Consider the following 26,013-nt stretch of genomic DNA (forward strand, 5'->3'; position numbering starts at 1 on the left):
CTCAGACCTTCAGCGACGAAATCGTGGTGGACAGGAATCCCGCGACGACGCCGGAGGCGGCGGGGACCATCAGGACCTTGGACCCCGACGGAATGGCCTGCTGGCTCAACTGGTCGTGCAGGACAATGAAATGCGAAGTGGTGGAAGTGTTTCCGTACTTCTCGATGACATTCAGATCCGGCGGCATGGGTACGCCGAACTCGCGCTGGGCAATGGCGTTGATGAACGGGATGGCGCCCGCGCCGAACTGGTGGTGAATCATGTAGTCGAACTGCTCGTCGGCGAAAGTGGTGCCCTGCTTGTCCAGGTAGCCGCCCTGCGTATCGGTCCACAGCAGGAAGCGCGACTCGTTGTGCATCTTCCGGTTGTCGGTGTACAGCGCCACGCTCTGCGATTTGTCGCTGGGCATGCCGAGGCACAGGTGCGAGTACTCCGAGGCGGTGGTCAGCTCGATGTAGTGGATCTTGTCGTTGTCGTCGACGGCCTGATCCAGCACCACGGCCGCGCCGGAATCGCCGACGGTGAGCGAGGCGAATTGCAGATCGTACTTTTCGGAAATTTCCTCGACGGCGGTTTCCGCAATGGGAGTGATCGCCTCGCCGGAGACGACAATTCCGCGGCGAACCGCACCCGAGCGAATCATGCGATCGAGAATGTAGGTTCCGGTGAGCATTCCGGCGCAGGCATTCGACAGATCGAAATGAATGACATCCGTGCGAGCGCCGATGTCCTTTGCGATGGAGCCCGCGAACGAGGGCTCCATATACATCTTGGTGCCCTCCTTGCTGCGCGTGATCGAGGTGGAGATGATCACGTCCAGATCGGCGGCCGAGTGCTGTGACCTGGAAAGACAGTCCTCGACGGCATTGAGGGCCAGGGTGAAGGGGTCTTCGGTGTTCTCCGGGGAGGTGTCACGGAAGCGGCGTTCCTTGACGCCCGTGATCTTTTCGAGATCGAAGCCCGGTGTCTCCTTCAATTGCGATACGAGCTCTTCGGTGGTGACGCGTTTCGGCGGTAGATAGGCGCCGATCGCCTCGAATCGAGAATGCAGCACAGGAACTCCTGAAAGGGCGAAGAAATGCAATCCGAAACGGTGATGTGATGAGGCTACCCGACGGTAACTATGCATGCGACCGGGCCAATGGCGGCAGATTGTCTGAGGCAAGTTCGCCGACATGGGTTTCGGCCGGTGAGGGCCTCATTTTGTGATCGATCACTGTGAGGGAGTTCACCCGCTGAGCTGGGATGTAATGCTGTTACGACCCGTGCACTGATACTTTCATTTGAAACTGTCTGAGCGACAGTAGATTTCGCTGGTCACGACCGGTTAGGTTGACCCGATGCGCATTCGGAAGGTCCTCGCCCGCAGCCTCGCCGCCACTCAACTCGGCGTCCTGGCCACACTCATCGCACCGGGAACCTCCGGCGCTACACCGGAAGTCGCCGCGTGCGGCGTCTGGGCCAAGTCCACCATCGGGCACCCTGGAGAACCTGGCCTTCGACGGCCGCGGCGGCCTGCTCCTGTCCGAACTGTCCCTCAGCGGCACCGGCGGCGCCCTGCAACGCCTCACCTCCGACGGCTCCCGAACCACCCTCGCCGCCATCGAATCCCCCCGCGGCATAGTCGTTTCCGGCAATACCGCCTACGTCAATTCCGGCAACACCATGCGCAGCGGCCTGACCGGCGCGACCGACGGCTCCATCCTCGCCGTCGACCTCGCCACCGGCGCGACCGCCACTGCCGCCACCGGCCTCAGCATGCCCAACGGCCTGGCCCAACTCCCCGACGGCGGCTTCGTGGTCAGCCGCGATATCGGCGCGACCACCGCCCTCACCCGAGTGGCCTCCGACGGCACCGGCGCTCACGCTCTCGCTCCGGAACTCACCTTCACCAACGGCCTGGCCTACGATCCGGCCCGCCGAAAGTTGTTCGTGTCAACCACTTTCGACGCCACAACGACGATCGCTGCCGTCGACGCGGACGCCCCCTCCGCCGCCCCCGCCCGCATCACCCTCCCCGGCTTCGGCCCCCTCAACTCCGCCGACGACCTCACAGTCGGCCCCGACGGAGCCGTCTACGTCGCCCTCAATGTGGCGGGCCAGATCGTTCGCGTAGACCCCGACACCGGCCGCCACTGCACCATTGCCGACGGCCTCCCCTTCGCCACCTCGGTCCGCTTCGGCCAGGGCCCGGGTTGGGACCCGAACTCGGCCTACGTCACCAGCTTTCTGGGCACCGTCACCCGTCTGACACCGTAGACGCGTGACCGATCCTTTCGAGCCCACGGAACTGCTGCCCGATCAACCGCTGCTCGGCATGTACATGCGGTATCGGCGGGAAAGTCTGGGGATGACGCAGGAGGAAGTGGCGCGCGGGATGTTCGTGAGCGTGTCGCTGTACCGGAAGCTGGAGAGCGGCGAGCGGCCGGTCACGGTGGACCGGCTCGAGGACTGGTGCGCGGTGGTCAACGCACCGGTGTGGATGCTGCACAAGATGGTGTCGCTGGCGGTGCCGAAGCTGTCCTCGCTGGCGGTCGGGGTCTGGCCGCCGCGGTTGAGCCAGGAGGATCTGGACCATATCGAGTGCTTCCCCTTCCCCGCCTACTTCCACCGCTTCCCCGAATACGAGATCCTGGCCGCCAATAGTGTGGCCCGGGAGATGATCCCCTGGCTGTAACCGGCCGCAGCGGACGCGGACCGCCCGGCGAACGTCATCGAACAGATGATGACCGAACCGCTGGCCCGCCAGGTGCTCGGCAACTGGGAGGAGATCGTGCACCGGCTGTTGTTCATCCTGCGGTTGAACTCGCCCGGGGTGGTAGCGCCCGAACGGCTCGCCCAGATCATCGAAACATGCCGTGCGAACCCGGATTTCGAGCGCCTATGGCGCACCGACATGGCCGAGGACGTCTACAACAACTCGCTGGCAACGGTGCGGGATCCACAAACAGGCGCACTACACCACTTCACCATGCGCTCCTACAACTCCATCCATCCGAACAACTGCAACTACCAGCTGTTCACGCTGACACCGCGACGTGGTGACACAAATAGTGTCACCGCCGCGAGTTGACCCCTTCTGCACCCGGATTGGATGCTTCTCCAGCGAGGATGCGGTGGATTTTGGAGGGGAATCTCCAGCGCGCAGGTGCTGTCCCTTCCGGTAAAGCGATGTAGCCCCTCGTCCCCGCGCCCACACTCACCGTCGCGTGTGGACTTACGGTGCTGCACGACCGGAAACGGCCGTGCAGCACCCACCGGGGTCACTTCGCGGCGGTTGCCTTGGGCTCCACGTACTTCGGGAAGACCACTTCAGGTTCCGGCAGGGCGGTGCCCGGCTGGAGCGGCGTCGCGATATCGGCGAAGGTGCGGCCGGTCTGGCCGAGCAGGTCCAGGATCTTGCCTGCGGAACCCGGAATCACCGGCTGGACCAGCAGCGTGACGATGCGCAGGACTTCCATGGTCACGTAGAGGACGGTGGCCTCGCGGGCCACGTCTTCGGGTGTGCCGGACTTGGCGAGGGTCCAGGGAGCCTGGGCCGAGAAGTAGCGGTTGGTCTCGCCGAGGGTGAGCCACAGCTGTTCCAGGCCGAGGTGGATGAGCTGCTGGTCGAATTCGGCGCGGACCTTCTCCAGCAGGCCGTTGGCGCGATCCAGGAGTTCGCGGTCCTCAGGGGTGAATTCGCCGGGGGTGGGGACGACGCTGCCGAAGTCGCGGGCCACCATCTTCAGGCAGCGCTGGGCGAGGTTGCCGTATTCATTGGCGAGGTCGGTATTGATGCGGCCGACAATGCCCTCGTGGCTGTAGGAGCCGTCCTGGCCGTAGGAGATCTCGCGGAGCAGGAAGAAGCGCACGGCGTCGAGGCCGTAGGTGTCGACGAGGTCGGTGGGGTCGACCACATTGCCGACCGACTTCGACATCTTCTCGCCCTTGTTGTAGAGGAAGCCGTGCACGAACACGCGCTTGGGCAGGGCGATGCCCGCGCTCATCAGGAAGGCGGGCCAGTACACGGTGTGGAAGCGCGTGATGTCCTTGCCGATGATGTGCAGATCGGCGGGCCAATACTTCCCGAACGCGGCCGAATCCACATTCGGGAAGCCTGCGCCGGTCAGATAGTTGGTGAGCGCGTCCACCCAGACGTACATGACGTGCGCCGGATCGCCGGGCACCGGAACGCCCCAGTCGAAGGTGGTGCGGGAGATGGACAGATCCTTCAGCCCGGCCTTCACATACGAGACGATCTCATTGCGCCGCGTGCTGGGCGCGATGAATTCCGGATGCGTCTCGTACAGCTCGAGCAGCTTGTCCTGATACTTCGACAGCCGGAAGAAGTAGTTCGACTCCTCGGTCCACTCCACCGGGGTCTTGGTGTCGGTGGAGATGCGGGTGCCGTCCTCGAGGAGGGTGGTCTCCTCCTCGGTGTAGAAGGCCTCGTCGCGCACCGAGTACCACCCGGCGTAGGTGTCGAGGTAGATGTCGTCGTTGGCCGCCATCATCTCCCAGATGGCGACCGATGCCGCCCGGTGATCCTCGTCGGTGGTGCGAATGAACCGGTCGAAGGAGACGTCGAGGGCCTTGTCCATGCGCTCGAACACATCCGAATTGCGGGAGGCGTACTCCTGCTCGGGCACGCCCGCGGCCTTGGCGGCCTGCTGCACCTTCTGGCCGTGCTCATCGGTGCCCGTCATATAGAACACGTCGAACCCGTCGAGCCGCTTGAAGCGGGCCAGGGCATCGGACGAGATGTACTCGTAAGCATGTCCGATATGCGGCGCACCGTTCGGGTACGCGATGGCCGTGGTGATGTAAAAGGCGGGGCGGTCGGATGCGCTCATGGTGTGTCTACTCTATCTGCGTGCCTCTACACGCTCGCGTGAATATCTCCGTGCCAGGTATCGCCCATGAGTAGCCGCCGACCCGCTCCCGCACCGCCGGAGCCGCTGGCCCCGCTGGTGGACGCGCACACCCATCTGGACGCGTGCGGGGCCACCGACGCGGAATCGGTTGCGGCCATTGTGGACCGGGCCTCGCGCGTGGGCGTGCGCGAGGTGGTGACCGTGGCCGACGATCTGGCCGCCGCCCGCTTCGCGGTGCGGGCCGCCAACTGGGATTTCCGGGTGTACGCGGCGGTCGCGCTGCATCCGACCCGCGCCAATGCTCTCGACGACGCCGCCAAGGCGGAGCTGGAGGAGCTGGCGGCGGATCCGCTCGTGGTCGCGGTGGGTGAGACGGGCCTCGATTACTACTGGCCCGGAAAGCTGGACGGATGCGCCGATATCGAGACCCAGATCGAGGGTTTCCGCTGGCATATCGACCTGGCCAAACGGCTCGGCAAACCGCTCATGATCCACAACCGTGAGGCCGATCACGATCTGCTGACCGTGCTGCTGGACGAGGGCGCGCCGGAAACGGTGATCTTCCACTGCTTCTCCTCGGACGCCAACATGGCCATGGCCTGCGTGGATCAGGGCTATGTGCTGAGTTTCTCCGGAACGGTCAGTTTCAAGAATGCTCATGAATTGCGGGAAGCGGCGAAACTCGTTCCGGATGAGCTGATTCTGGTCGAAACGGACGCGCCGTTCCTGACCCCGCATCCGTTCCGGGGTGCGCCCAATGAGTCCTACATGCTTCCGTACACGTTGCGTGCGCTGGCGGAACTGCGTGAACAAGAACCCGCGGCACTGGCCAAGATCACTACCGCGAATGCCAGGCGCGTGTACGGAATCTGATTGCCGCGCATTGTCTCCCATTGCGTGACGCGCCAACTACCGCACCATTGTTCACATTTCGAACCAACCCCCCGGGTTGGCGAATGTGTCCCGTCTCACTATGATCCAGTGCGATCGTGATTAACCTGCGGTTCGATATCGCCTCGTGATTTTCGTATCCGCAGTTCGGCGCGTATCGGTTGTCAATCCATGACCCTCTCGTTATCGTACTGTGATCATGCCGGGATTTCCGATGAACGCTCTTGCGAAGATCAACTCGTCGCGCTCGCCGCTGCTGTACGGCGCCATCGCGGCGATGCTGGTCACGCTGATCGTCGGCGCGGGACTGGCCATCGTGAACAAGAAGAACGTCACGGTGGTCGTCGACGGCCAGAAGCTCACGCAGAACACCATGTTCGGCGATGTGCGCGGTGTGCTCAAGGACGCGGGCTACGCGCTGTCCGATCGCGACGACGTCTCCCCGTCCGCGGGTGAGCGCGTGGGCGACGGCGCCACCATCACGCTGAACCGGGCCCGTGAGGTCTCGCTCATCGTGGACGGCAAACCGTCCAAGGCGTGGACCACCGCGCTCACCGTGGCCGAGGCCGTCGTCAAACTGGGCCTGCCGCACGATGTGTGGACCTCGCCCTCGCGCCCGAGCCCGCTGCCTCTCGAGGGCGCGGCCATGCTCATCACGAATCCGCGCACCGTCGAGCTCTCCGATATGGGCGGCCCGCTCGGCCTGGTGCGCCTGGCCGCGCCGACCGTCGGTCAGCTGCTGGAGGTGCAGGGCGTTCCGCTGGCCAATCAGGATTCGGTGGTGCCCACCGCCGACACTCCGCTCACCGACGGCATGAAGATCACGGTGACCCGCAAGGTCGTCGAGCAGCGCGTCGAGCGACTACCCCTGGATCCGCCGGAGAACGTCATCGAGGATCCGACGCTCAATATGAGCCGCACCATTGTGGAGAACCCGGGCGTGCCCGGCGTCCACGACGTCACCTTCGCCGTCTCCATCGTGAACGGGCATGAGGCGGGCAAGGATCCGATCACCTCCTCGGTGATCACCCCGGCCATGCCCAAGACCGTGCGCAAGGGCGCCAAGCCGGGCACCGAAGTGCCCGAGGTCCAGGACGGAGCCATCTGGGATGCGCTCGCCAAGTGCGAGTCCGGCGGCAACTGGGCCATCAATACCGGCAACGGCTATTACGGCGGCATCCAATTCGACGAGAGCACCTGGGCGCGTCAGGGCGGACTGCGATACGCGCCGCGTGCCGATCTGGCCACCCGCGAGGAGCAGATCGCCATTGCCGAAGTGACCCGCGCTCGCCAGGGTTGGGGAGCCTGGCCCGCCTGCACGTCCCGTTTGGGCCTGAGCTGATCTACATGAGCGCTCCGCCGTCGACGCGGAGTTCGGTGCCGGTCATATAGCGGCCGTCATCGGAGGCCGCCATGGCCACGACGCCCGCGATGTCCTCGGGCTTGCCGAGTTTGCCGCCCTCGAGCCAGCCGGGCAGCCGGGCGAGGAGTTTCCAGTCGGCGTCGGCGGGCAGGGACAGGCCCGCGACGAGTCCGGTGCTGATGCCGCCCGGGACGATATTCACCGCGCGCAGACCCTTGTTCACGTATTCCAGCGCGAGCGTGTGGGTGAGGGCGTTGACGCCCGCCTTCGACGCGGCGTAGGCGGGCATATAGGGATTGGCGCCGAAAGCCGCTGTGGAGGAGAAGTTCACGATGACGCCGCGGCCGGAGTCGACCAGTGCGGGCAGGGCCGCCTGGCACATGAGGAAGGTGCCGGTGAGGTTCACCGAGATGACCTGATTCCAGGTTTCGAGGGGCAGCTCGTGGGTGTGGCCCGCGCGCATGATGCCCGCGCCGTTGACGAGAACGTCCAGGCCGCCGAGGAATTCGAGGGCTTCGGTGGCGGCGGCGCGGACGGATTCCGGATCGGCGATATCGAGGCGGATGGTGTGCAGCCGGTCGCGCTGATCGGCGGGGACGCCTTCGATGGTGGCCGCCAGACCCTGCTCGTTGATATCGGCGGCGACCAGCTTCGCCCCTTCCTCGAGGAGGCGCAGGGCCACCCCCTGGCCGATGCCGGAACCGGCTCCCGTGACTAGTACTCGACGTCCGTCGTATCTGCGCAACATGGCGAGAAATTAGAACAAGTTCCAGCGCGCGTCAATGACAATGCCCAACTCTCGGGGGCTCTCAGGGGCTTCGCCCCCGAACCCCCAGCAGCATTTGGGGGCTCCGCCCCCGAGCCCCTGGGGGCGTGCCGGATCGAGTTGCCAGAGAATTCTCAAACTGGGCAATCGATCAGTTACGTAAACTCGGCCCGGCACACAAATTGTCTGTGGGTCGGGGATCTGATGGAGGATTCATGCGGTTGTTCGATTGGCGCACGCGGATTTTCACCGCGGCTGTGGCGATGACGGGGGCTGTACTGCTCCTTCCGGGCGCTCCGGCTCAGGCGGCTCCGGCGGGTGCGGTGATCGAGGCGGCCGCGCAGGGTGAACTCCGGGGCATTCCCAATGCCTACATCATCGACTACTGGACCACCCGCTCCAATGGCGAGCCGGTGCAGGCGAGCGGGGCGCTCTATCTGCCGGACGGTCCGGCTCCGGCGGGCGGCTGGCCGATCATGGCCTACAACCACGGCACCTCCGGGCTGGGCATGGGCTGCGGCGGGCAGACCGACATCACGCGCATCAACCGCGGTCCGGAAGCCGCCATGCTGCGGAAGTTCGTCGACCAGGGCTTCGCGGTCGTCGCGCCCGACTATCTCGGGCTCGGCCGCTTCGATACCGGGCCGCACCCGTACCTCGAAGTGCGGAGCGAGGCGAGCGCCACCATCGATCTGGTCAAGGCCGCCCGCGCGGCCCGGCCCGGACTGTCGCGCACCTGGTCGGTGATCGGCTTCTCGCAGGGCGGGCACGCGGCGCTGAGTGCGGCGCACTTGCAGGCGAGCACCGCGCCGGATTTGGATTTCCGGGGCGTCATCGCCGTCGATCCGGCCTCCGATGTGGAGAAGGTGATGCCGTTCATCGGTCCGTACGTGCCGGGCATTCCGGGCGAGAACGGTGCGGCCGTCAATGGTTTCGTGGTCAGCATGCTGGTCGGCCTGCGCGAGACGCATCCGGAACTGGACCTGAACGGCTATCTCACCCCGCGCGGCCGCGAGGTGCTGGATCGAGCCTCGACCATGTGTTTCGGCGACATGATGAAGGCCGTCGGCGACATCTCGATAGGGGAGATGGTGAACCGCCCGCTCGGTGACGAGCGCTTCCACGCGGTCATCGACGAGTACATGACGCTGCCGACCTCCGGGTACGACGCGCCGATCCTATTGCTGCTCAATGCCACCGATATCACCGTGCCCTCACCGCTGCACGCGGGGCTGGCCGCGCAGCTCGCCGCCAATGGGGTCGCGTACGAGACGGTGGTGGGCACGGGCCAGCACACCGAGGTGAGTCCGCAGATGTGGGCGGCCGTGGACCGGTTCACCGCCCGGGTGCTGTCCACACCGGTCACGCCCTGAGTGGCAAGTCCATAGCAAACCAACCTGTCGTTAGACTCCCCGGAAGATCAAGACTGCTTTCGGGGTGGGACTGATGGAGGTCGTATGCGTATGAACAGCGTTGTTGCTCGCAGCCTTATTGCGTCTGCCCTGACCATGAGCGCGCTGACGGTGCTGCCGGTGGGCGCCGCGCACGCCGACGCGCCGGGCGCGCTCATCTCGGCAACCGCTCAGCCCGCGGGCTGGCACAACGGGATTCCGAACGGTTCGGTCGTCGAATACTGGACGACGCGATCCAATGGCGAGGCCGTGAAGGCGAGCGGTGCCATGTTCATCCCAGACGGTCCCGCCCCCGCGGGCGGCTGGCCGATCATGGCCTACGACCACGGCACCACCGGGCTCGGCATGGGCTGCGGCGGCCAGGCCGATCCGGCCTCCGCGCCGTATCCGAACGAGCGGGGCGCCGAGGACGGCATCATGAAGTACTTCGTCTCGAAGGGCTTCGCCGTCGTCGCGCCCGACTATCTCGGGCTCGGCCGCTTCGACACCGGACCGCACCCGTATCTGGAGGTGCGCAGCGAGGCGACCTCGACCATCGATCTCGTGCGCGCCGCCCGATCCGCCGACCCGCGGCTCTCGCGTACCTGGGCGGCGACCGGTGTGTCGCAGGGCGGGCAGGCGGCGCTGGGCACGAGCAACCTCCAGGTAAGCGCCGCACCGGATCTCGACTTCCGGGGCACCATCGCCATCGACCCGGCCTCGGATGTCGAGAAGGTGGCTCCGTTCGTGGGCCCGTGGTTCCCGGAGCTGCCCGGCTCGACCGGCGCCGGAATCGACAGCTTCGTGGTCAGCATTCTGGCCGGGGTGCGGGCGGCCCGGCCGCACGCACAGCTCGACAGCTATCTGAGCGAGCGCGGCAGGCAGATGCTGGATCAGGCCGGGGACCAATGCCTGCCGGGAATCATCGACGACATGTCGGGCGTCTCCATCGGCGATCTGCTGTCGCGGCCGCTGTCGGAGGGCCCGCTCCCGGCGGTGCTCAACGACTACATGGGCGTGCCGGTGCGCGGTTACGATGCGCCGATTCTGTTGCTGGTCAACGTAACCGATACGACCGTGCCCTCGCCGCTGCATGCCGCGCTGGCGGCGCAGTTCGCCGCCAATGGCGTAGATTTCCGGACGGTGACGGGCACGGGTAGGCACACTCAGCTGAATCCGCAGATGTGGGCGGCCATCGACGAGTTCACCGATCGAATTCTCGCAACGCCCACACACCCCTGAAACGCCTTTGCACCCCTGAGAGGACCCATGCCAGCGACCGGCGCGCTCGCGCGACATCTGACCATTGCCGCGATGCTCGCGAGCGCGCTGTTGGCGGCGCCCGCCGGTCCGGCGCGAGCCGCCGCACCGGGCACGCTGATCTCGGCGACCGCGCAACCGGCCGGATTTCACGATCAGCCGAACGGATCGGTGCTGACCTACTGGACGACCCGCTCCACTGGTGAGCCGGTGCGCGCCAGCGGCGCGCTGCTCGTGCCGGACGGTCCGGCCCCCGCGGGCGGCTGGCCGATCATGGCCTACGACCACGGCACCTCCGGACTGGGTCCCGGCTGCGGCGGGATGAGCGGTCCGGATCCGGTGAGCAGTCAGAACACCGACAATCGGATTCGATACCTGCTATCGCGCGGATTCGCCGTCGCCGCACCGGATTACCTCGGGCTGGGGCTGTTCGACACCGGGCCGCATCCCTATCTCGAATTGCGCACCGAGGCGACCGCCACCATCGATATGGTCAAGGCCGCGCGGGCGGCCCGGCCGGATCTCTCGCGCACCTGGGCGGTCACCGGATTCTCGCAGGGCGGACACGCGGCGCTGGGCGCGGCGAACCTGCAGGCGAGTGTGGCGCCGGAACTCGACCTCCGCGGTGTGATCGCCGTCGATCCGGCCTCGGATATCGAGAAGGTCGTGCCGTTCCTCGGGCCCACCGTGCCCGCCATTCCCATTTCGACCAGTGATGAGGCCGTGGGGCTGCTGGTCACCATCCTGGCCGGGCTGCGCGCGGTGCATCCGGAGCTCGATGTCGACGGGTATCTGACGCCGCGCGGTCGCGAGATCGTCGATGCGGCCGGGAGCCGGTGCTATTACGACATCGCCCGCTCGGTCGGCGGCGCGTCCGTCGGGGAACTGCTGTCCCGCACGCTCGACGATCCGACCTTCCGGGCCACCATCGACGAGTACATGCGGATTCCCACCACCGGCTACACCGCGCCGATCCTGTTGCTGCTCAATGCCGCCGATATGGTGGTGCCCTCACCGCTGCACGCGGCGCTCGCGGCGCAGTTCACCGCGGCGGGTGTGAGCTACGAGACAGTCGTCGGCGTCGGGGCGCACGTCCAGCTCTCGCCGCAGATGTACGCGGCGATGGACGAGTTCACCACCCGTATGCTGGCTACTCCGACCGTGTCCTGAGAGGAAGCATCCATGTGCCAGCCCGTCCGTTGTACCTGCGGCAAGATCACCTGGTCCGGCTGCGGTGAGCACATTGCCGAGGTCCAGGCCGCGGTACCCGCCGACCAGTGGTGCGCGGGCCACGACGACGCCTCCGGAGACAACTGACCCGGCGGTCCTTGATAGGTTTCGGAGAATGTCCGACACCGAAATCGCTGGTCGAGGTAAAGCCGCTCTGCTGGGTCCCGCCGAAGTGCGCGAGCTGGCCGAGCGATTCGGCGTACGGCCGACCAAGCAGCTCGGGCAGAACTTCGTCCACGATGCCAACACCATGCGACGGATCGTCACCACGGCGGGCGTCGGCCGCGACGATGTGGTGCTCGAGGTCGGGCCGGGTCTGGGCTCGCTGACCCTGGCGCTGCTGGATGTGGTGGACCGGGTGATCGCCGTCGAGATCGATCCGACCCTGGCCGGGCATCTGCCGGAGACCGTGCGCGACCGGGCGCCCGAACTCGCCGACCGGCTGAGCGTGGTCGGCATGGATGCCATGAAGGTGACCCGCGCCGATCTCCCCGCCGAGCCCACCGCGCTGGTCGCCAATCTGCCCTACAACGTGGCGGTGCCCGTCCTGCTCCACCTCATGGCCGAATTGCCGAGCATCCGAACGGCTTTGGTCATGGTGCAGCTCGAGGTCGCCGACCGGCTGGCCGCCGAACCCGGCGGCCGCATCTACGGCGTCCCCAGCGTGAAGGCGGGCTTCTTCGGCACCGTCCGTCGCGCGGGAACTGTTGGCCGCCAAATCTTCTGGCCGGTACCGCAGGTCGAGTCCGGGCTGGTGCGCATCGACCGCTTCGCGGAATCGCCGTGGCCGCAGGACATCGACTTCCGTCGCCGCGTCTTCGCCGTCGTCGATGCCGCATTCGCCCAGCGCCGCAAGACCTTACGCGCCGCCCTCGCCACCTGGGCCGGTTCTCCCGCGGAGGCCGAGCTCCGCCTCGTTGCCGCGGGCATCGCACCCACCGCCCGTGGCGAAACCCTGGAAACCGCGGCCTTCGTCCGCCTCGCCGAACAGGTCTAGAACACGAAAAAGGGCCGCCCGGAGGACTATCCGGGCGGCCCCTTCGAATTCTCAAGCCGAGATGGTCAACCCATTCACGATGGCCGCCGCATCCCCGCCGTCATGCTCTTCCTTGGTGGTCACCGTCAGCTGCACCAGGTACTGCTCGGCCCCGATTCCCACCACGATGTACCGGTTGTACGCCCACAGCGTCAACGGCTCCACCACGTAGGTGCCGGTAATCGCACTGGACGGGTACCCCGCGAACTCCCCACTGTCGGTATCGATATCCCGCCACTCCGGCAGCCGCCGCGCATCGGTGAACCCGCACTCCAGCAGCTCGATGGCATTCACGGTCTCCGACAACTTCCCCAGCAGCAGCACCGCATTATCGGCCCACCCGCCCTCCGGCGCGGTAGCCCACACCCCGTACGCCCCCGGAAACGCGGCCGCGGGCACCTCCTGCCACCCCTCCGGAACCGGCATCGAAATCACCGGCGCCCCAGGCGTACCCGCCTCCACAGCACTGACCTGCCCCCCCGCGGTAGCAAGGTACTCGGCAAGACTCGGCAGCGAACCGGTCGACGTCATGGAATCTCCTCCTCGGCTTCACGGAACAGACGGTCGCGCTCACGCAGCGTAGGCGGCGCGAACCACACCGCCGCATCCGGGCGTGCCACCAACTGCCGCTGTGCGGGGTGCTCCTTCAGGTACCACATGATCGCCAGCAGCGTATTCGGCTCGCAGGCCAGCAGATACACGGGAATCCCGATCCGGTCCGGTGTATCGAACATCTTGTGTTGAATCGGCTCACGCGGCGTACGGAGTCCGATTGCGATCAGCGGCTTGTCACCGGCTTGAGCCGATGGTCGGCAGGTGGTCGCAGTGAGCGATTCGATGTCGTCCCACGCGATGAAATGTTCCTTGTGGACTCGGATGAGCGGCGCGATCATGGCGCGCCGGACGCCGTCCGGATAGAGCTCGATCTCCCATCGGGTGTACATCACCATGAAGAACACGAAGCACAGTGCCAAGGTGACACCGAATACGAGCGCTATGGTCGCTCCTCCGGAATTGTCCTTCGAAACCGGAAGCAGGTCGCCGCCGGTGCCCTGCTTCCACGCCAGCCAGGACGAAATCCCGTATACCGCACCGCCCCCAGAATCACCATGAGCGGCAGCGCGAGTGACATTGTGCGGCTGGCGATTCCCGGACTGTGAGGACCGCTGCGCCGGTACCGCGTTCCGTGACGGCGCGAATCGCCCTGGAAGAGTCCGGCTGTCGATATGACCAGAAAGATGAATCCGACTGCGAGCACGAGGAAGCCGAATGAGCCGACCGCTGTGTAGACGTGGTTCGCCCGCAGTCCGTCGCCGACCATGATCCAACCCGCAATGACCGCCAGTGCGGTCGCACCGGCGAGGAACAGATACGGGACGACCGATCCGGCAACCGTCTTGCGGATCGGCCACTCGGGCTTCCATTCGACCTCCGGGAATACCGGATCCGGCGATGTCATCATGACCACAATTTCTGGATGGCCTTCGAGCCGCCCCACGACACCAGACCGCCGACGACCGTACCGACAACCAGGCCAGCGGCTGTTCCGACGCCGGGAACCACCGAGCCGATCGCCATGCCGGTCACAGCCGACGTTGCGAGACTCCCCATCACGCCGCCCGCCACCATTCCTGCGGCCGTCCCTGCGCTCTCGCTGACGATTGCCTTGGTGACGTTTCCATCATCCTCGATGTCGTTGACGATGGCCGGAACGGTGCCGACGATATTGCCGAGGACTCCGAACCGGCTCATGCCGCTCGTCCACTTGCCGCGCTCTCCCCAGTTCTGGACCCACTTCAGGACGCCCGAGTCACCGGCTTCGGTGGCTGCTTGCTGCAGTCCCATGCGCTGCACCTCGGTCATCGTCCCGATGATGGTGCTGGCGGTGGTGGATGGGATGTCCGGAGCCCAGGAGAAGGTTGGGTGGGTGGCGATTTCGTCGGGGACGGCGTCGGGGTCCTGCTTCTTGATCTTCTGGATTTCGGCGGTGATGGCCGTCAGGGCTTCGGGTGGGGCCATGCGGTGGAGTTCGCCGACGGCTTCGGTGATCTTCGCGCCCCAGGTGGCGTCGGCGGTGAGGAGGGTGGACAGCAGGCCGGAGAGGCGTTGGAGTTCCAGGCCCTGTTCGGAATTCCAGTCTTCGACGCCGGTGATGGTCCAGTCGTCGGAGACGGCGACGGGTGGGGTGACGTAGAGCTGGAAGATGGTTTTGATTTCGGCCAGGGGGTGTTCCATGGCGTTGAACGCGCCTACGCAGGTCGCGCCCAAGTCGTCGTAGGCCGTGACGATGGCGCGCATCTGGGTGCGTTCGCGTTCGGCTTTGGCGTCGGCGGCGGTGCCCGCTTCGCCTTGCCAGTCGAGGCCGTCGTGGATGGCGGTGTACTGGGAGTCGGACGCCTTCAGGATGGCGTCGGCGATTGTGGTGGCGGCGTCGCCGGTCTTGGAGAGGCCGGAGACATCCCAGGCGCGGACTTCGGCGGGGGTCGGCATGGCCTATTTCTCCGCGTGGGGGTCGCCGGAGTTGAGGTCCGCCAGTGCGGCGATGCGCTGGGCCGAGTCGAGGTCGGTGCCCTTGTACTCGTTGGCGGAGTGGGCGAGGACGGCGGAGAACTCGTTGAAGCGGGCCTTCAGGACATCCTTGGCGGTGCGGCTGGCCGGGTCGGCGGCGGCGAGGGCCGCGCCGACCGTGGAGCCGGGCAAGGCTTTGGCTACCGGTTCCGCGCCCAGTTTCGGGGCGTCGTCGATCTCCTTGGGGAGCAGGGCTATGGCGCCCGCCGCCAGGCGTAGACCCTCGGGATTCACTTGGAAAGCCATATCGGCCCCCTTGCTGAAGCATGAATGTGGGGCGGGCCGGAAGCCGCCGGACGAACCGACGCTACCGACCCGCCCCACGGATCAGCAAATTATGGGCACTTACTTGAAGCGGCGCAGCCGCAAGCTGTTGCTGACCACGAAAACGCTGGACAGAGCCATGGCGGCACCGGCGAGCATCGGGTTCAGCAGCCCTGCGGCGGCCAGCGGGATGGCTGCCACGTTGTAGCCGAAGGCCCAGAACAGATTGCCCTTGATGGTGCGCAGGGTGGCCCGGGACAGGCGGATCGAGGTCGGGACGGCCCGCAGGTCGTCGCGCACCAGGGTCAAATCCGCCGCCTGGATGGCGACATCGGTGCCGGTGCCCATGGCCAGGCCGAGATCGGCCTGGGCGAGCGCCGCCGCGTCATTGACGCCGTCGCCGACCATGGCGACCACCTTGCCCTGGTCCTGGAGCTTCTTGACCACGTCCAGCTTGTCGCTGGGCAGCACCTCGGCAATGACCTCGTCGATGCCCACCTGGTCCGCCACCGTGCGCGCCGTCGCGGCATTGTCGCCGGTGAGCAGCACGGGGGTGAGCCCGAGGTCGCGCATTTCCGAGATCGCCTGGGCGCTGGTCGGTTTGATGGCGTCGGCGACCACCAGCACACCGCGCGCGGTGCCGTCCCAGGCCACCACGATGGCGGTCTTGCCCGCCTGCTCGGCCGCGGTCTTGGCCTCGGCCAGGGCCTCGGGCAGCCGGATCGACCAGTCGTCGAGAAGTTCGGTGCGGCCGATGACGACCGCCCGCTCGCCGACCAGACCCTGCACGCCCTTACCGCCGTGGCTGACGAACTGCTCCACCCGCTCGGTGTCGAGCCCGCGATCCTTGGCGCCGTTCACCACGGCCTTGGCGACCGGGTGCTCGGAGCCGTGCTCGACGGCGGCGGCCACCGACAACAGCTCGTCGGCGTCCCCGCCCTCGGCCGGAATCACTTCGGCGAGAGTCATTTTGCCGGTGGTGACGGTGCCGGTCTTGTCCAGGACGACGGTGTCGACGCGCCGGGTGGACTCCAGCACCTGCGGGCCCTTGATCAGGACGCCCAGCTGCGCGCCGCGACCCGTGCCGACCAGAAGGGCGGTCGGCGTGGCCAAGCCCAGGGCGCAGGGGCAGGCAATGATGAGCACGGCCACCGCCGCGCCGAAAGCGGTCGAGACGGCCGCACCGGTGCCGAGCCAGAAGCCCAGGGCCGCAACGGCGATCGCGATGACGATGGGAACGAACACACCCGCCACCCGATCGGCCAGCCGCTGCACCGGCGCCTTGCCGTTCTGGGCGTCCTCGACGAGCGCGGCCATCTGAGCCAGCTGGGTATCCGCGCCGACGCGGGTGGCGCGCACGGTCAGCAGGCCGCCCGCATTGACGGTCGCACCGACCACCTGATCGTCCGGACCTACCTCGACGGGGACGGATTCACCGGTGAGCATGCTCATGTCGACGGCCGAATTACCGCTCACCACAACACCATCGGTGGCGATCTTCTCGCCGGGGCGAACGAGGAACTCCTCGCCGACCCGCAGATCGCCCACGGGGATGCGGGTTTCGACGCCGCCGCGCAGCACGGCGACATCCTTCGCGCCCATTTCCAGCAGCGCCCGCAGCGCGGACCCGGCCTTCTCCTTGGACCGCGTCTCGAAGTAGCGGCCCGCCAGAATGGCCGTGATCAGGACCGCCGCCACCTCGAAGTACAGGGCGGAGGACGAGTCGCCACGCGTAATGGCAAGGCTGAAGGGGTGTTTCATACCGGGATGACCGGCATCGCCGAAGAACAGCGCGTAGACCGACCAGCCGAAGGCGGCGATCGTGCCGAGTGAGATGAGCGTGTCCATGGTGGCCGCGCCGTGCTTGGCATTGACCCAGGCGGCGCGGTGGAACTGCGCACCGCCCCACACCACGATGGGTGCGGTGAGGGTCAGCGACAGCCACTGCCAGTTATCGAACTGCAGCGCCGGAATCATGGCCATGGCGACCACCGGAATGGCCAGCGCCAGGCTCACCAGCAGCCGGTGCCGCAGCTGCCGGGTCGCGGTCGGCGCCGAATCATCCTCGGCCGACTCGGTTTTCACCGGTTCGGTGTGGTGCACGCTGGCGGTGTACCCGGTGTCGACGACCTTGGCGATCAACTCGTCGGGCGTCACCGATTCCGGGAAGCTGACCTTCGCCTTCTCGGTGGCGTAGTTGACGGTGGCGGTCACACCGTCGATCCGGTTGAGCTTCTTCTCGATTCGGGACGCGCAGGAGGCGCAGGTCATGCCACCGATTTCGAGTTCGATCGACCGCTCCGGGGCTGGTGCGCTCATCTCAGTGACCTCCTCCGTGCTCTCCGTGTCCGCCCGGCGCGCTGGATGCCGGTGCGGCAGTTGTCGTCTCATTGGTGAATTCCGCGGTGTGCACCTTGCCGCCGTGCTGGAAGTCCAGGTACAGGCGGTATTTGCCGTCGCTCGGCACCTCCGCGTGGAAGGCGACGTCCGGTCCGGGCGGTGTCTTGCCGACTTCGCCTTCCGGGTGCACGTGCAGGTAGGCGAGATCGCTGGCCCGCAGCGCCACGAGGTGCGCGTACGCACCCAGGTAGGGCTGTAGGTCGGTGACCGGCTTGCCGTCGCGGGTGACGGTGAACTTCAGTTCGCTGCCCGCCTTGGTCAGATCGCCGGTCAGGGTGACCTGGTAGCCGTCCACCTCGGCGGTCTTGGACGGCGCCGGAAGCGGTTTGTCCGCAACCGGTCCCGGCACGGAGACGATCCGGCTCAGGGTGAGTTCACCCGGACCGCCCGCGGGGGAGAAGTCGGCGAAGACCCGGTAGTTGCCGGGCTCGGCCCACTTCCAGTCGATGGACCAGGTGCCGTCCGCGGCGAGTTCGGGATGCACGTGCCGGAACTGGCTCGCATCCGAACGCACCACGATCAGGTGCAGGTTCTTGTCGTGCAGCGTGTTGTACTTCGTGACCGCGCCCTGCGGTTTCTGGATCTGGAACCGAAGCGCGCCTTGCTGATTCGCGGCCGTGGGGGCGGTGATGGTCCCGAGGGCGTAGCCGGACTCGCTGTCCAGCAGCCCGGGCGCCGCTTCGGCCGCGGCGTGCTCGCTGTGTTCGGTGGCAGTGTTCGCGGCCGGCTCGGTCGGATCGCCCACCAGGGCACCGATTCCGAGCGCGGCCCCGAACAGTACGACCAGTCCGCCGCCGAAGGCGGCGAACCTCAGTCGATCGTTCATTTAGACCGCCACCTGGTATCCCGCTTCGTCCACGGCGGCGGTCACATCGGCATCGGCGAGTGGGGCGCTGGACTCGACCTTGACCAGCCCGGTGGCGAGGTCCACGTCGACGCTGGTGACGCCATCGATCTTGCCGATCTCCTTCTTGACCGACCCGACGCAGTGGCCGCAGGTCATTCCGGTGACGGTGTAGGTGCTGGTGGCCATGTCGACTCCTTCTCGCGGTTAATACGGTGTGGGGGTATCCCAGACGCCTAGAAAAATACCCCTCATGGGTACCTGACGCAAGGGGTTCGCCGGAGGAATTCCCCCGTCGTGAGCCGGATCAACTCAGTCGCGGCCACCGTTCGGTCGCGGCAGGGCCCGAAGTGCCAGCTCAGCGACTCGCTCCAGGTCTTCGCGGCTCGCCCCGTCGCGGGCGGATTGTGACATGCCCTGCATGATCGAGGCCGCGAACCGCGCCAGGATCCGGGCGTCGGTGTCGGCGGGCAGCGCGCCCGCCGCGATATCGGCCCGCAGCGCCGCCTCCATGGCGGCGACATTGCTATTGCGCATCTCCTCGAGTCGCGTCGCCACCTCGGCGTTCGTGGTGTTGAGCCCGGCGCTGATGATCATGCAGCCATTGGGCTGACCGGGCTGGGTGTACTCGACGGCCGCCTCGCGCAGGGTGCGCTCGATGGCCGCGATACCGGTCGGCTCCTCGGCCAGCGCGCGCATGGCGAATCCGCCGTAGCGACCGCCGTAGACATCGATGATCTCGTCGAACAACGTCTTCTTGTCCCCGAACGCGGCATAGAGGCTGGGCGCCCCGATGCCCAGCTCCCCGGTGAGGTCGCTGATCGAGGTCGCCTCGTACCCCTTGCGCCAGAACAGTCGTAATGCCTTGTCCAGCGCGGCATCTCGATCGAAGGAGCGCGGTCGCCCGCGGGTGGGAGTGGCCATACCTGAAATTTTATAGTGCTCGCTAAATAATGTGCTACGGTCCTTTCTGTAACGATCACTAGAGAAAAGGAGCGGGCCCATGGGCGCACTCACCGGCAAGACGGCACTGGTCACGGGCAGCGGACGCGGTATCGGGCGGGCCATCGCGGAACGACTCGGCCGCGACGGCGCTCGGGTCGGCGTGCACTACAACGGCAATAGCGCCGCCGCGAAGGAGGCGGTCGCCGCCATCGAAGCCGCCGGTGGGTCGGCCTTCGCCATTCAGGCGCCGCTGGGCGCACCCGGTGATGCCGAGGCGCTGTGGGCCGCCTTCGACGCGCACGCCGACGGGCTCGACATCCTGGTCAACAACGCCGGTATCGACGGTGTGCGGGAACCCATCGGGGGTACCGACGAGGAGAACTTCGACCGCGTGTTCGCCGTCAACACCAAGGCTCCGTTCTTCGTCACCAAGCTGGGCCTGGACCGCCTGCGCGACGGCGGCCGCATCGTGAACATCTCCACCGGCCTCACCAATGGCGCCCATATGCCGGAGCTCATCGCCTACTCCATGACCAAGGGCGCCATCAATGTCTTCACCTCGACCCTGGCCAAGGAGGTCGGCGCGCGCGGCATCACCGTCAATGCCGTCGCACCCGGCGTCATCGACACCGATATGAATGCCGGATGGCTGCGCAACGACCAGGCCTGGGCGGCCGTCACCGCGCTGTCCCCGCTGCGCCGTGTGGCCGATGCCACCGATGTCGCCGATATCGTGGCGTTCCTGGCCTCCGAGGATTCCCGATGGGTCACCGGCCAGTGGATCGACGCCACCGGCGGCGCGCTGCTCTGAATGGTGTTGGGGGTAGCGCCCCCGCACACCCCGAGAGTCGGCTTCCCCGATTAGGCTTGGGCCGTGCTGTCAGTTGTGCCCAGTCCCGTCGTCGTGCGCGCGCCCTCGAAGGTGAACCTGCACCTCGGGGTGGGCGACCTCCGCGATGACGGATATCACGACCTCACCACGGTTTTCCAAGCGCTTTCGCTCAGTGACGATCTGCGGATCTCGCCGGCCGCCTCCCTCACGGTGAAGGTGACCGGCGAGAGCGCCGATCAGGTGCCGACCGATCGCGGCAACCTGGTGTGGCAGGCCGCCGTGCGCCTGGCCCCGATCGGCGGACGCGCGCCACTGGTGGAAATCGCCATCGCCAAAGGCATTCCGGTGGCGGGCGGCATGGCGGGCGGCAGCGCCGATGCCGCGGCCGCCCTGGTGGGTCTCAACGATCTGTGGGAACTCGGCCTGGGTCGCACCGAATTGTCGGATATCGCAGCCGAACTCGGCAGCGATGTGCCCTTCGCCCTGCACGGCGGCACGGCGCTCGGCCACGGCCGCGGCGAGAAACTGCTGCCGGTGTTGTCCCGCAACACCTTTCACTGGGTGCTGGCCCTCGCCAAGGGCGGCCTGTCCACCCCGGCCGTCTTCCGCGAACTCGATCGCCTGCGCGAAGCCGGGGATCCCCCGCGCCTCGGCAGCCCCGAGGACCTCATGCAGGCCCTGGCCTCCGGTGACGCGAAACAGCTGGCCCCCTTGCTCGGCAACGATCTGCAAGCCGCGGCGCTGTCCCTGAAACCGGAACTGCGCCGCACCCTGCGCGCGGGCGTCGCGGCCGGAGCGCTGGCCGGAATCGTCTCCGGCTCCGGACCCACCTGCGCCTTCCTCTGCGAGAGCGAGGAGTCGGCGGTGGCCGTCGCCGCCGAACTCTCCGGTGTGGGCGTCTGCCGCAGCGTCCGCACCGCGCACGGGCCGGTACCCGGCGCGCGCGTCATCACCGATCCTGCCGACGCCGCCAATCGCTAACGCTCGAATGTGCCAAAGGCGACCCACTGATTTCGTGAGGGACGGGTAACTCGTCGGGTACCGGCTAAGTCTCCCCGTATGCGACCGCCGGTCCGCAACGCGAGGTGAGTAGGCTCTTACGGTTCGAAAAAGGCACGGAGAGGCGGGACAGTCCATGGCCAACCTGATCAACCTCGAAGCCGTCAACAAGAGCTTCGGCATCAAGCCGTTGCTCGACAACGTCTCGCTCGGCGTGCAGGAGGGGGAGCGGATCGGGGTCGTGGGTCTGAACGGCGGTGGCAAGACCACGCTGCTGGAGGTGCTGACCGGACTGGAACAGCCGGACAGCGGCCGTGTCAGCCGCGTCGGCGGACTGCGTATGGCCGTGGTCACCCAGCGCGGCGTGCTGCCCGAGGGCGCGACCGTCGGTGAAGTGGTGCTGGCCGGACTGGCCGCCGACGCCATGACCGATGGCGTGGCCGAGCACGAGTGGGCCTCGAATCAGCGCATCCGCTCGATCGTCGAGGGCATCGGCATTGCCGACCTCGGCATGGACACCCCCGTCGCCAATCTCTCCGGCGGTGAGCGCCGCCGCACGGCGCTGGCCGCCGCCCTGGTGCGCGAACTCGATCTGCTTGTCCTCGACGAGCCCACCAACCACCTCGATGTGGAGGGCGTCCAGTGGTTGGCCGAGCATCTGCTCTCGCGCCGCAGCGCCCTGGTGGTCGTCACCCACGACCGCTGGTTCCTCGACACCGTCGCCACCCGCACCTGGGAAGTCCAGGGCGGCAAAGTGGAAACCTACGAGGGCGGCTACAACGACTGGATCTTCGCGCGCGCCGAACGCGTCCGCCAGGCCGATGCCAGCGAGGCGCGCCGCCAGAACCTGGCCCGCAAGGAACTCGCCTGGCTGCGCCGCGGCGCGCCCGCCCGCACCTCGAAGCCGCGCTATCGCATCGAGGCCGCCGAGGCCCTCATCGCCAATGTGCCCGCACCCCGCGATTCGGTCTCGCTGGCCTCCTTCGCCCGGAAACGCCTGGGCCGCGTGGTGATCGAGCTCGAGGACACCACCCTCGCCACCCCCGACGGCCGCGAACTCGTGAAGGATCTGACCTGGCGGCTGGCGCCCGGTGAGCGCGTCGGCCTGGTCGGCGTGAACGGCTCCGGCAAGACCACCCTGCTGCGCGCCCTGGCCGGTGATTCGGATCCGAAGTCCGGTAAGCGAATCCAAGGTCAAACCGTCAAGATCGGCTGGCTCCGACAGGAACTCGACGACCTACCCCTGGACATGCGCGTCCTGGAGGCGGTCCAGGACGTCGCCCAGCGAACCATGCTCGGCGACAAGGAGATCACCGCCAGCCAGCTGGCCGAACGCCTCGGCTTCACCCCCGCCAAACAGCGCACCCCCGTCGGCGACCTCTCCGGTGGCGAGCGCCGCCGCCTCCAGCTCACCCGCATCCTCATGGGCGAGCCCAATGTCCTGCTCCTCGACGAGACCACCAACGACCTGGACATCGACACCCTCCAGCAGTTGGAGGACCTGCTCGACAACTGGGCGGGCACCCTCGTGGTCATCTCCCACGACCGCTACCTCATCGAGCGCATCTGCGACTCCACCTGGGCCCTGTTCGGCGACGGCAAGCTCACGAACCTCCCCGGCGGCATCGAGGAGTACCTGCGCAAGCGCACCGCCCTCATCGCCGCCAAATCCGGCGCAACCACCAAACCGGCACCCGCCGCCTCCGCAACCGATTCCGCCGCCTACCGCGCCGCCCGCAAGGAACTGGCCAAACTGGAACGCGCCATCGAAAAGCTCACCGAGCGCGAGGAAAAACTGCACGCCAAACTGGCAGAAGCCGCCACCAACCCCGACCAGCTCATCACCCTCGGCGCGGAACTCAAGCAGGTCCAGTCCGAAAAGGAATCCACCGAAGAACGCTGGCTCGAACTGGTCGACAACGCCTAGTCGGGTGTGAACTCAGCCGTGTTGTTCGAGGGCGGCCTGGTCCAGGACGGGGACGGGGAGGCAGGTGCGGACGAAACAGGCGCCGAACGAGGTCAATTCGATGGTGCGGTAGAGGACCTTGGTGCCGAAGGAGGTGCGTTTGAGCATGCGGCGCACGTCGGGGAGGGCTTCCAGGAGTTGGTAGCGGTTCGGGTTGCCGAGGGGTTCGCGTGCGATGTCGGTGAGGCCCAGGCGGTCCAGGTTGGTGAGGTATTCCTCGACGCGGTTGGGGTAGCGCAGGCCCGCGTCCTCGCCCAGGAGGATGAATTCGCCACGGCTGCTGGTGCGTCCGGTGCGGACGGCGAGCAGGGGTTGGGGGCCGTCCAGGTAGAGGAAGCGGATGATGCGGGCCTCGTCGGGGGCCAGCTCGCCCAGGATGCGGGCGTAGGCGGGGTGCAGGTGGGTGTCGTCCTCGGACTGGAAATCGGCGGAGCGCCGGAGTAGTTCGGCGCCGCGGGCGCGGAGATCGGTGGGGGAGCAGGGTTCCGGGGCGGTGATCGCCGCCGGGGCGGGGGTGCTCACGCCGAGGGCCTCGCGGACCGAATGGCGTACCTGCGCACCGGCTTCGGAGAGGATATCGCGCGGGGTCTGGCCGGTCATGCTGCCGCGCAGCACCACCGAGGTGACGCCGAGGGTGGTGCGCAGGCTCCAGAAGCCCGCCTCCACCGCGGCCGATACCGCCACGCGCGCAACGCCGGTCGCGGTGCGCACGGTGCCGGTCAGGGCCGAAGACCGCCCGGGCGTCGAGTCCACCGGCACGGGCAGGGGCGCGGGTCGGCGCAGCGCCAGTTCGGTGGAGGTATCGACGGGATCGTCGTCGCCCGAGGCGGTTTCGGTCATATCCATGTCGTTGCCACTCCTGTGCCGAAGATCAGGATGTGAGCGTAACCGGCGAAGAGCCCCAGTATGCCGCCATGGACGAACAAAAGCCATTCGTCTTGTTTGATGGCCGATCGCAGCATGTCCACGAAGTCCGGCGGCTCCAGCGCCGACATTTGTTTGGAGATGAACTCCGAGACCTGCTTGCTCTGCTGGGCGTTGAAGGCCGGGTCGGCGAAGGCGATGGGCGCGATGTTCCTGGCCTCGGCGGTGAAAGACGCCTGCAGCGAGTCGTATTCGCGCCCGCCCAGCATGAACTTGACCGCGCCCCGGGCCGGTCCCAGCGCCCGGTCGGCGGCGGGCCGCAGGGAGTCCTCCAGCATCTGGATGGTGCGGTCCGAGCGCGGGCCGTTGAGCAGCTCGTCGCCGAGATTGGCGATGGTCATGACCTGGCTGGAGACCATGTCCGCGTATCCCTCGGTGATCTCCGACTGCCGCTTCACGAGCAGCCCCTGCCGCCACGGGCACCACCACTTGGGGTAGGCGGGCACGAAGATCAGATTGATGCCGACCCAGTTCACCACCCAGCCGATGATCACCCCGCCCACCGGCAGCACCAGCAGGGTCGACCATCCGGTCCAGTGCAGGATGCCGACCAGCACCAGACCCATGGGCGCGCCGAAGTAGAAGCCGAAGTTCTGCATGAACTGCAGTTCCTTCTGCCCCAGGACCTGGAACAGACTGTTCAGCAACTGCGGCCGCGCCTGGAAGTAGCGAATGACCATCTGCTTCACATCGACCAGTTGATCGATGTTGTTGGCGAGTTCGCTGGTGAGTTCGCGAAGAATATCGGGGAGTTGCTCCTTGACCCGCTGATGCACCATCTCGCGGACTCCGCTGGGCAGGTTGTACCAAAGCTGCGGATGCTCGCGCTTCAGGATGTCTTCGACGATGTCGCGAATCTGTAGTTCCGCGGTTTCGGTGAAATGCTGGGCGATCTGGTCGGGGCCGAGTTCGCGAAAGAAGTCCCCGATGTTGCCGAGTTTCGCCAGCCCTTTGTCCACGGCGATGGACGCCATCTTGTCCGCACGTGAGGGCACGATGCTCTGCCAGCCCATCCGGCCGTCGTACTGCAGCAGCGGCAGCACCTGAATTCGATTGGGCAAGTAAGGAAACAGCGCGGCGAGACCCGGAACTCGGAAGCCGTGAAACCGGACCGGTTTGAACAGCATGAGCACGCCGGTCCAGTTGGTGATGTAGCCGATCACGCCGGTGAACAACGGAATTGTGATCAATTCCAGCAGAATTGTCGGGTGAACTCCGAAAACGCTCTCTAGCACGACATCCTCCTGCCGACCCTGCACCGGTACTGCCGCCGGTGAACACACCCCATCGGCATCCCGGACCTTACTTTGCGCTCAGGAAGTGAGTCCAGTGACGGGGTGTCTGAGTCGGAGACTTCGGTCACACTGGCTCGCCCTGATGTTCCGATCTCTCGATGGGACCACGAGAATGGCGGAGGCCACATCCATATCGCTAGCGGTACGGGGGTTGCAGGGGGCTCATGGCGGACGGCGTCTCGT

The 26,013-nt window shown here is 66.7% G+C and carries 26 protein-coding genes and 1 pseudogene; 13 read left to right on the forward strand and 14 right to left on the reverse strand.

What is annotated here, in order from left to right; translation table 11 throughout:
- Position 1 precedes the first annotated feature (1 nt).
- Positions 2-1,054 (reverse strand): 3-oxoacyl-ACP synthase III family protein, encoded by a 1,053-nt coding sequence (locus NC4_RS06350; protein WP_067533649.1) that lies wholly within the window; start codon positions 1,052-1,054, stop codon positions 2-4.
- A 278-nt stretch (positions 1,055-1,332) separates the two neighbouring features.
- Between NC4_RS06350 and NC4_RS06355 the strand changes: the two genes are divergently transcribed.
- From NC4_RS06355 to NC4_RS06365, 3 genes and pseudogenes are all read left to right on the forward strand, one after another.
- Positions 1,333-2,259 (forward strand): SMP-30/gluconolactonase/LRE family protein, encoded by a 927-nt coding sequence (locus NC4_RS06355; RefSeq protein ID WP_245721519.1) that lies wholly within the window; start codon positions 1,333-1,335, stop codon positions 2,257-2,259.
- A gap of 4 nt (positions 2,260-2,263) precedes the next feature.
- The gene (locus NC4_RS06360) at positions 2,264-2,677 is read left to right on the forward strand and encodes a helix-turn-helix domain-containing protein (protein WP_067533652.1); all 414 of its coding nucleotides are present in this window, start codon (positions 2,264-2,266) and stop codon (positions 2,675-2,677) included.
- Between the two features lie 21 nt (positions 2,678-2,698).
- Positions 2,699-3,073: pseudogene (locus NC4_RS06365) on the forward strand (MmyB family transcriptional regulator); the annotation flags it as partial.
- A gap of 190 nt (positions 3,074-3,263) precedes the next feature.
- Here NC4_RS06365 and metG read toward each other — a convergent pair.
- On the reverse strand, positions 3,264-4,835 hold the full coding sequence (metG, locus tag NC4_RS06370; protein ID WP_067533658.1) for a methionine--tRNA ligase: 1,572 nt from the start codon (positions 4,833-4,835) through the stop codon (positions 3,264-3,266).
- A 66-nt stretch (positions 4,836-4,901) separates the two neighbouring features.
- Between metG and NC4_RS06375 the strand changes: the two genes are divergently transcribed.
- Complete coding sequence (locus NC4_RS06375) at positions 4,902-5,729, forward strand: TatD family hydrolase (protein ID WP_067533661.1); 828 nt, start codon at positions 4,902-4,904, stop codon at positions 5,727-5,729.
- Positions 5,730-5,961: 232 nt separating this feature from the next.
- Positions 5,962-7,089, forward strand: a complete 1,128-nt coding sequence (locus NC4_RS06380) for a resuscitation-promoting factor (RefSeq protein ID WP_067533893.1) — start codon at positions 5,962-5,964, stop codon at positions 7,087-7,089.
- 1 nt (position 7,090) lies between these two features.
- Here NC4_RS06380 and NC4_RS06385 read toward each other — a convergent pair whose 3' ends face one another.
- The gene (locus tag NC4_RS06385) at positions 7,091-7,855 is read right to left on the reverse strand and encodes an SDR family NAD(P)-dependent oxidoreductase (RefSeq protein ID WP_067533896.1); all 765 of its coding nucleotides are present in this window, start codon (positions 7,853-7,855) and stop codon (positions 7,091-7,093) included.
- Positions 7,856-8,091: 236 nt separating this feature from the next.
- Here NC4_RS06385 and NC4_RS06390 point away from each other — a divergent pair, with 236 nt between their 5' ends.
- The 5 genes from NC4_RS06390 (at position 8,092) to rsmA (ending at position 12,754) form a co-directional block, all read left to right on the forward strand.
- Entirely contained in the window at positions 8,092-9,249 is a 1,158-nt protein-coding gene (locus NC4_RS06390; RefSeq protein ID WP_067533663.1) for an alpha/beta fold hydrolase, read from the forward strand.
- An 84-nt stretch (positions 9,250-9,333) separates the two neighbouring features.
- The gene (locus NC4_RS06395; RefSeq protein ID WP_067533666.1) at positions 9,334-10,509 is read left to right on the forward strand and encodes a lipase family protein; all 1,176 of its coding nucleotides are present in this window, start codon (positions 9,334-9,336) and stop codon (positions 10,507-10,509) included.
- 27 nt (positions 10,510-10,536) lie between these two features.
- Entirely contained in the window at positions 10,537-11,697 is a 1,161-nt protein-coding gene (locus NC4_RS06400; RefSeq protein ID WP_067533669.1) for a lipase family protein, read from the forward strand.
- Positions 11,698-11,709: 12 nt separating this feature from the next.
- The gene (locus NC4_RS43840) at positions 11,710-11,844 is read left to right on the forward strand and encodes a DUF8730 family Cys-rich protein (protein WP_281186227.1); all 135 of its coding nucleotides are present in this window, start codon (positions 11,710-11,712) and stop codon (positions 11,842-11,844) included.
- 28 nt (positions 11,845-11,872) lie between these two features.
- Positions 11,873-12,754: a 16S rRNA (adenine(1518)-N(6)/adenine(1519)-N(6))-dimethyltransferase RsmA gene (gene rsmA / locus NC4_RS06405; protein WP_067533672.1), complete on the forward strand. Its 882-nt coding sequence runs from the start codon at positions 11,873-11,875 to the stop codon at positions 12,752-12,754.
- Between the two features lie 51 nt (positions 12,755-12,805).
- Here rsmA and NC4_RS06410 read toward each other — a convergent pair whose 3' ends face one another.
- From NC4_RS06410 to NC4_RS06450, 9 genes are all read right to left on the reverse strand, one after another.
- Entirely contained in the window at positions 12,806-13,324 is a 519-nt protein-coding gene (locus NC4_RS06410; protein WP_067533675.1) for an LpqN/LpqT family lipoprotein, read from the reverse strand.
- Complete coding sequence (locus NC4_RS06415) at positions 13,321-13,686, reverse strand: hypothetical protein (RefSeq protein ID WP_157554326.1); 366 nt, start codon at positions 13,684-13,686, stop codon at positions 13,321-13,323. Before NC4_RS06415 ends, NC4_RS06410 begins: the two co-directional genes overlap by 4 nt.
- Before the next feature lie 101 nt (positions 13,687-13,787).
- Positions 13,788-14,255, reverse strand: a complete 468-nt coding sequence (locus NC4_RS41465; RefSeq protein ID WP_218020922.1) for a hypothetical protein — start codon at positions 14,253-14,255, stop codon at positions 13,788-13,790.
- Positions 14,252-15,283, reverse strand: a complete 1,032-nt coding sequence (locus tag NC4_RS06425) for a hypothetical protein (RefSeq protein ID WP_067533683.1) — start codon at positions 15,281-15,283, stop codon at positions 14,252-14,254. Before NC4_RS06425 ends, NC4_RS41465 begins: the two co-directional genes overlap by 4 nt.
- A gap of 3 nt (positions 15,284-15,286) precedes the next feature.
- On the reverse strand, positions 15,287-15,607 hold the full coding sequence (locus tag NC4_RS06430; protein WP_067533686.1) for a hypothetical protein: 321 nt from the start codon (positions 15,605-15,607) through the stop codon (positions 15,287-15,289).
- Positions 15,608-15,706: 99 nt separating this feature from the next.
- A complete protein-coding gene (locus NC4_RS06435; RefSeq protein WP_067533690.1) occupies positions 15,707-17,944 on the reverse strand; it encodes a heavy metal translocating P-type ATPase in 2,238 nt (745 codons plus the stop codon).
- Position 17,945: 1 nt separating this feature from the next.
- The gene (locus NC4_RS06440; RefSeq protein WP_067533693.1) at positions 17,946-18,851 is read right to left on the reverse strand and encodes a DUF8832 domain-containing protein; all 906 of its coding nucleotides are present in this window, start codon (positions 18,849-18,851) and stop codon (positions 17,946-17,948) included.
- Positions 18,852-19,058, reverse strand: coding sequence for a heavy-metal-associated domain-containing protein (locus NC4_RS06445; RefSeq protein ID WP_067533696.1), 207 nt, complete (start codon positions 19,056-19,058; stop codon positions 18,852-18,854).
- A gap of 123 nt (positions 19,059-19,181) precedes the next feature.
- A complete protein-coding gene (locus NC4_RS06450) occupies positions 19,182-19,793 on the reverse strand; it encodes a TetR/AcrR family transcriptional regulator (protein WP_067533699.1) in 612 nt (203 codons plus the stop codon).
- A gap of 79 nt (positions 19,794-19,872) precedes the next feature.
- On the opposite strand from NC4_RS06450, the gene NC4_RS06455 reads away from it, so the two are divergent.
- The 3 genes from NC4_RS06455 (at position 19,873) to NC4_RS06465 (ending at position 23,572) form a co-directional block, all read left to right on the forward strand.
- Positions 19,873-20,625, forward strand: coding sequence for an SDR family oxidoreductase (locus NC4_RS06455; protein ID WP_067533701.1), 753 nt, complete (start codon positions 19,873-19,875; stop codon positions 20,623-20,625).
- A 63-nt stretch (positions 20,626-20,688) separates the two neighbouring features.
- Complete coding sequence (locus NC4_RS06460) at positions 20,689-21,627, forward strand: 4-(cytidine 5'-diphospho)-2-C-methyl-D-erythritol kinase (protein WP_067533704.1); 939 nt, start codon at positions 20,689-20,691, stop codon at positions 21,625-21,627.
- A 154-nt stretch (positions 21,628-21,781) separates the two neighbouring features.
- Positions 21,782-23,572, forward strand: coding sequence for an ABC-F family ATP-binding cassette domain-containing protein (locus tag NC4_RS06465; RefSeq protein WP_067533707.1), 1,791 nt, complete (start codon positions 21,782-21,784; stop codon positions 23,570-23,572).
- A gap of 12 nt (positions 23,573-23,584) precedes the next feature.
- Here the strand turns inward: NC4_RS06465 and NC4_RS06470 are convergent, their stop codons facing one another.
- The gene (locus NC4_RS06470) at positions 23,585-24,457 is read right to left on the reverse strand and encodes an Abi-alpha family protein (RefSeq protein ID WP_245721520.1); all 873 of its coding nucleotides are present in this window, start codon (positions 24,455-24,457) and stop codon (positions 23,585-23,587) included.
- On the reverse strand, positions 24,448-25,770 hold the full coding sequence (locus tag NC4_RS06475) for a DUF445 domain-containing protein (protein WP_067533899.1): 1,323 nt from the start codon (positions 25,768-25,770) through the stop codon (positions 24,448-24,450). Before NC4_RS06475 ends, NC4_RS06470 begins: the two co-directional genes overlap by 10 nt.
- Between the last annotated feature and the right edge of the window lie 243 nt (positions 25,771-26,013).

Origin of the sequence: Nocardia crassostreae, from assembly GCF_001613405.1 — a bacterium.
In the GTDB taxonomy this organism is placed as follows: Bacteria; Actinomycetota; Actinomycetes; order Mycobacteriales; family Mycobacteriaceae; genus Nocardia; species Nocardia crassostreae.

Excerpts from the sequence above, each read along its gene's own strand:
- metG (WP_067533658.1), bottom strand. The coding sequence starts at position 4,835 with ATGAGCGCATCCGACCGCCCCGCCTTTTACATCACCACGGCCATCGCG.
- NC4_RS06375 (WP_067533661.1), top strand. The coding sequence starts at position 4,902 with ATGAGTAGCCGCCGACCCGCTCCCGCACCGCCGGAGCCGCTGGCCCCG.
- NC4_RS06380 (WP_067533893.1), top strand. The coding sequence starts at position 5,962 with ATGAACGCTCTTGCGAAGATCAACTCGTCGCGCTCGCCGCTGCTGTAC.
- NC4_RS06390 (WP_067533663.1), top strand. The coding sequence starts at position 8,092 with ATGCGGTTGTTCGATTGGCGCACGCGGATTTTCACCGCGGCTGTGGCG.
- NC4_RS06395 (WP_067533666.1), top strand. The coding sequence starts at position 9,334 with ATGCGTATGAACAGCGTTGTTGCTCGCAGCCTTATTGCGTCTGCCCTG.
- NC4_RS06400 (WP_067533669.1), top strand. The coding sequence starts at position 10,537 with ATGCCAGCGACCGGCGCGCTCGCGCGACATCTGACCATTGCCGCGATG.
- NC4_RS43840 (WP_281186227.1), top strand. The coding sequence starts at position 11,710 with ATGTGCCAGCCCGTCCGTTGTACCTGCGGCAAGATCACCTGGTCCGGC.
- rsmA (WP_067533672.1), top strand. The coding sequence starts at position 11,873 with ATGTCCGACACCGAAATCGCTGGTCGAGGTAAAGCCGCTCTGCTGGGT.
- NC4_RS06410 (WP_067533675.1), bottom strand. The coding sequence starts at position 13,324 with ATGACGTCGACCGGTTCGCTGCCGAGTCTTGCCGAGTACCTTGCTACC.
- NC4_RS06415 (WP_157554326.1), bottom strand. The coding sequence starts at position 13,686 with ATGATCGCGCCGCTCATCCGAGTCCACAAGGAACATTTCATCGCGTGG.
- NC4_RS41465 (WP_218020922.1), bottom strand. The coding sequence starts at position 14,255 with ATGATGACATCGCCGGATCCGGTATTCCCGGAGGTCGAATGGAAGCCC.
- NC4_RS06425 (WP_067533683.1), bottom strand. The coding sequence starts at position 15,283 with ATGCCGACCCCCGCCGAAGTCCGCGCCTGGGATGTCTCCGGCCTCTCC.
- NC4_RS06430 (WP_067533686.1), bottom strand. The coding sequence starts at position 15,607 with ATGGCTTTCCAAGTGAATCCCGAGGGTCTACGCCTGGCGGCGGGCGCC.
- NC4_RS06435 (WP_067533690.1), bottom strand. The coding sequence starts at position 17,944 with ATGAGCGCACCAGCCCCGGAGCGGTCGATCGAACTCGAAATCGGTGGC.
- NC4_RS06440 (WP_067533693.1), bottom strand. The coding sequence starts at position 18,851 with ATGAACGATCGACTGAGGTTCGCCGCCTTCGGCGGCGGACTGGTCGTA.
- NC4_RS06445 (WP_067533696.1), bottom strand. The coding sequence starts at position 19,058 with ATGGCCACCAGCACCTACACCGTCACCGGAATGACCTGCGGCCACTGC.
- NC4_RS06450 (WP_067533699.1), bottom strand. The coding sequence starts at position 19,793 with ATGGCCACTCCCACCCGCGGGCGACCGCGCTCCTTCGATCGAGATGCC.
- NC4_RS06455 (WP_067533701.1), top strand. The coding sequence starts at position 19,873 with ATGGGCGCACTCACCGGCAAGACGGCACTGGTCACGGGCAGCGGACGC.
- NC4_RS06465 (WP_067533707.1), top strand. The coding sequence starts at position 21,782 with ATGGCCAACCTGATCAACCTCGAAGCCGTCAACAAGAGCTTCGGCATC.
- NC4_RS06470 (WP_245721520.1), bottom strand. The coding sequence starts at position 24,457 with ATGGATATGACCGAAACCGCCTCGGGCGACGACGATCCCGTCGATACC.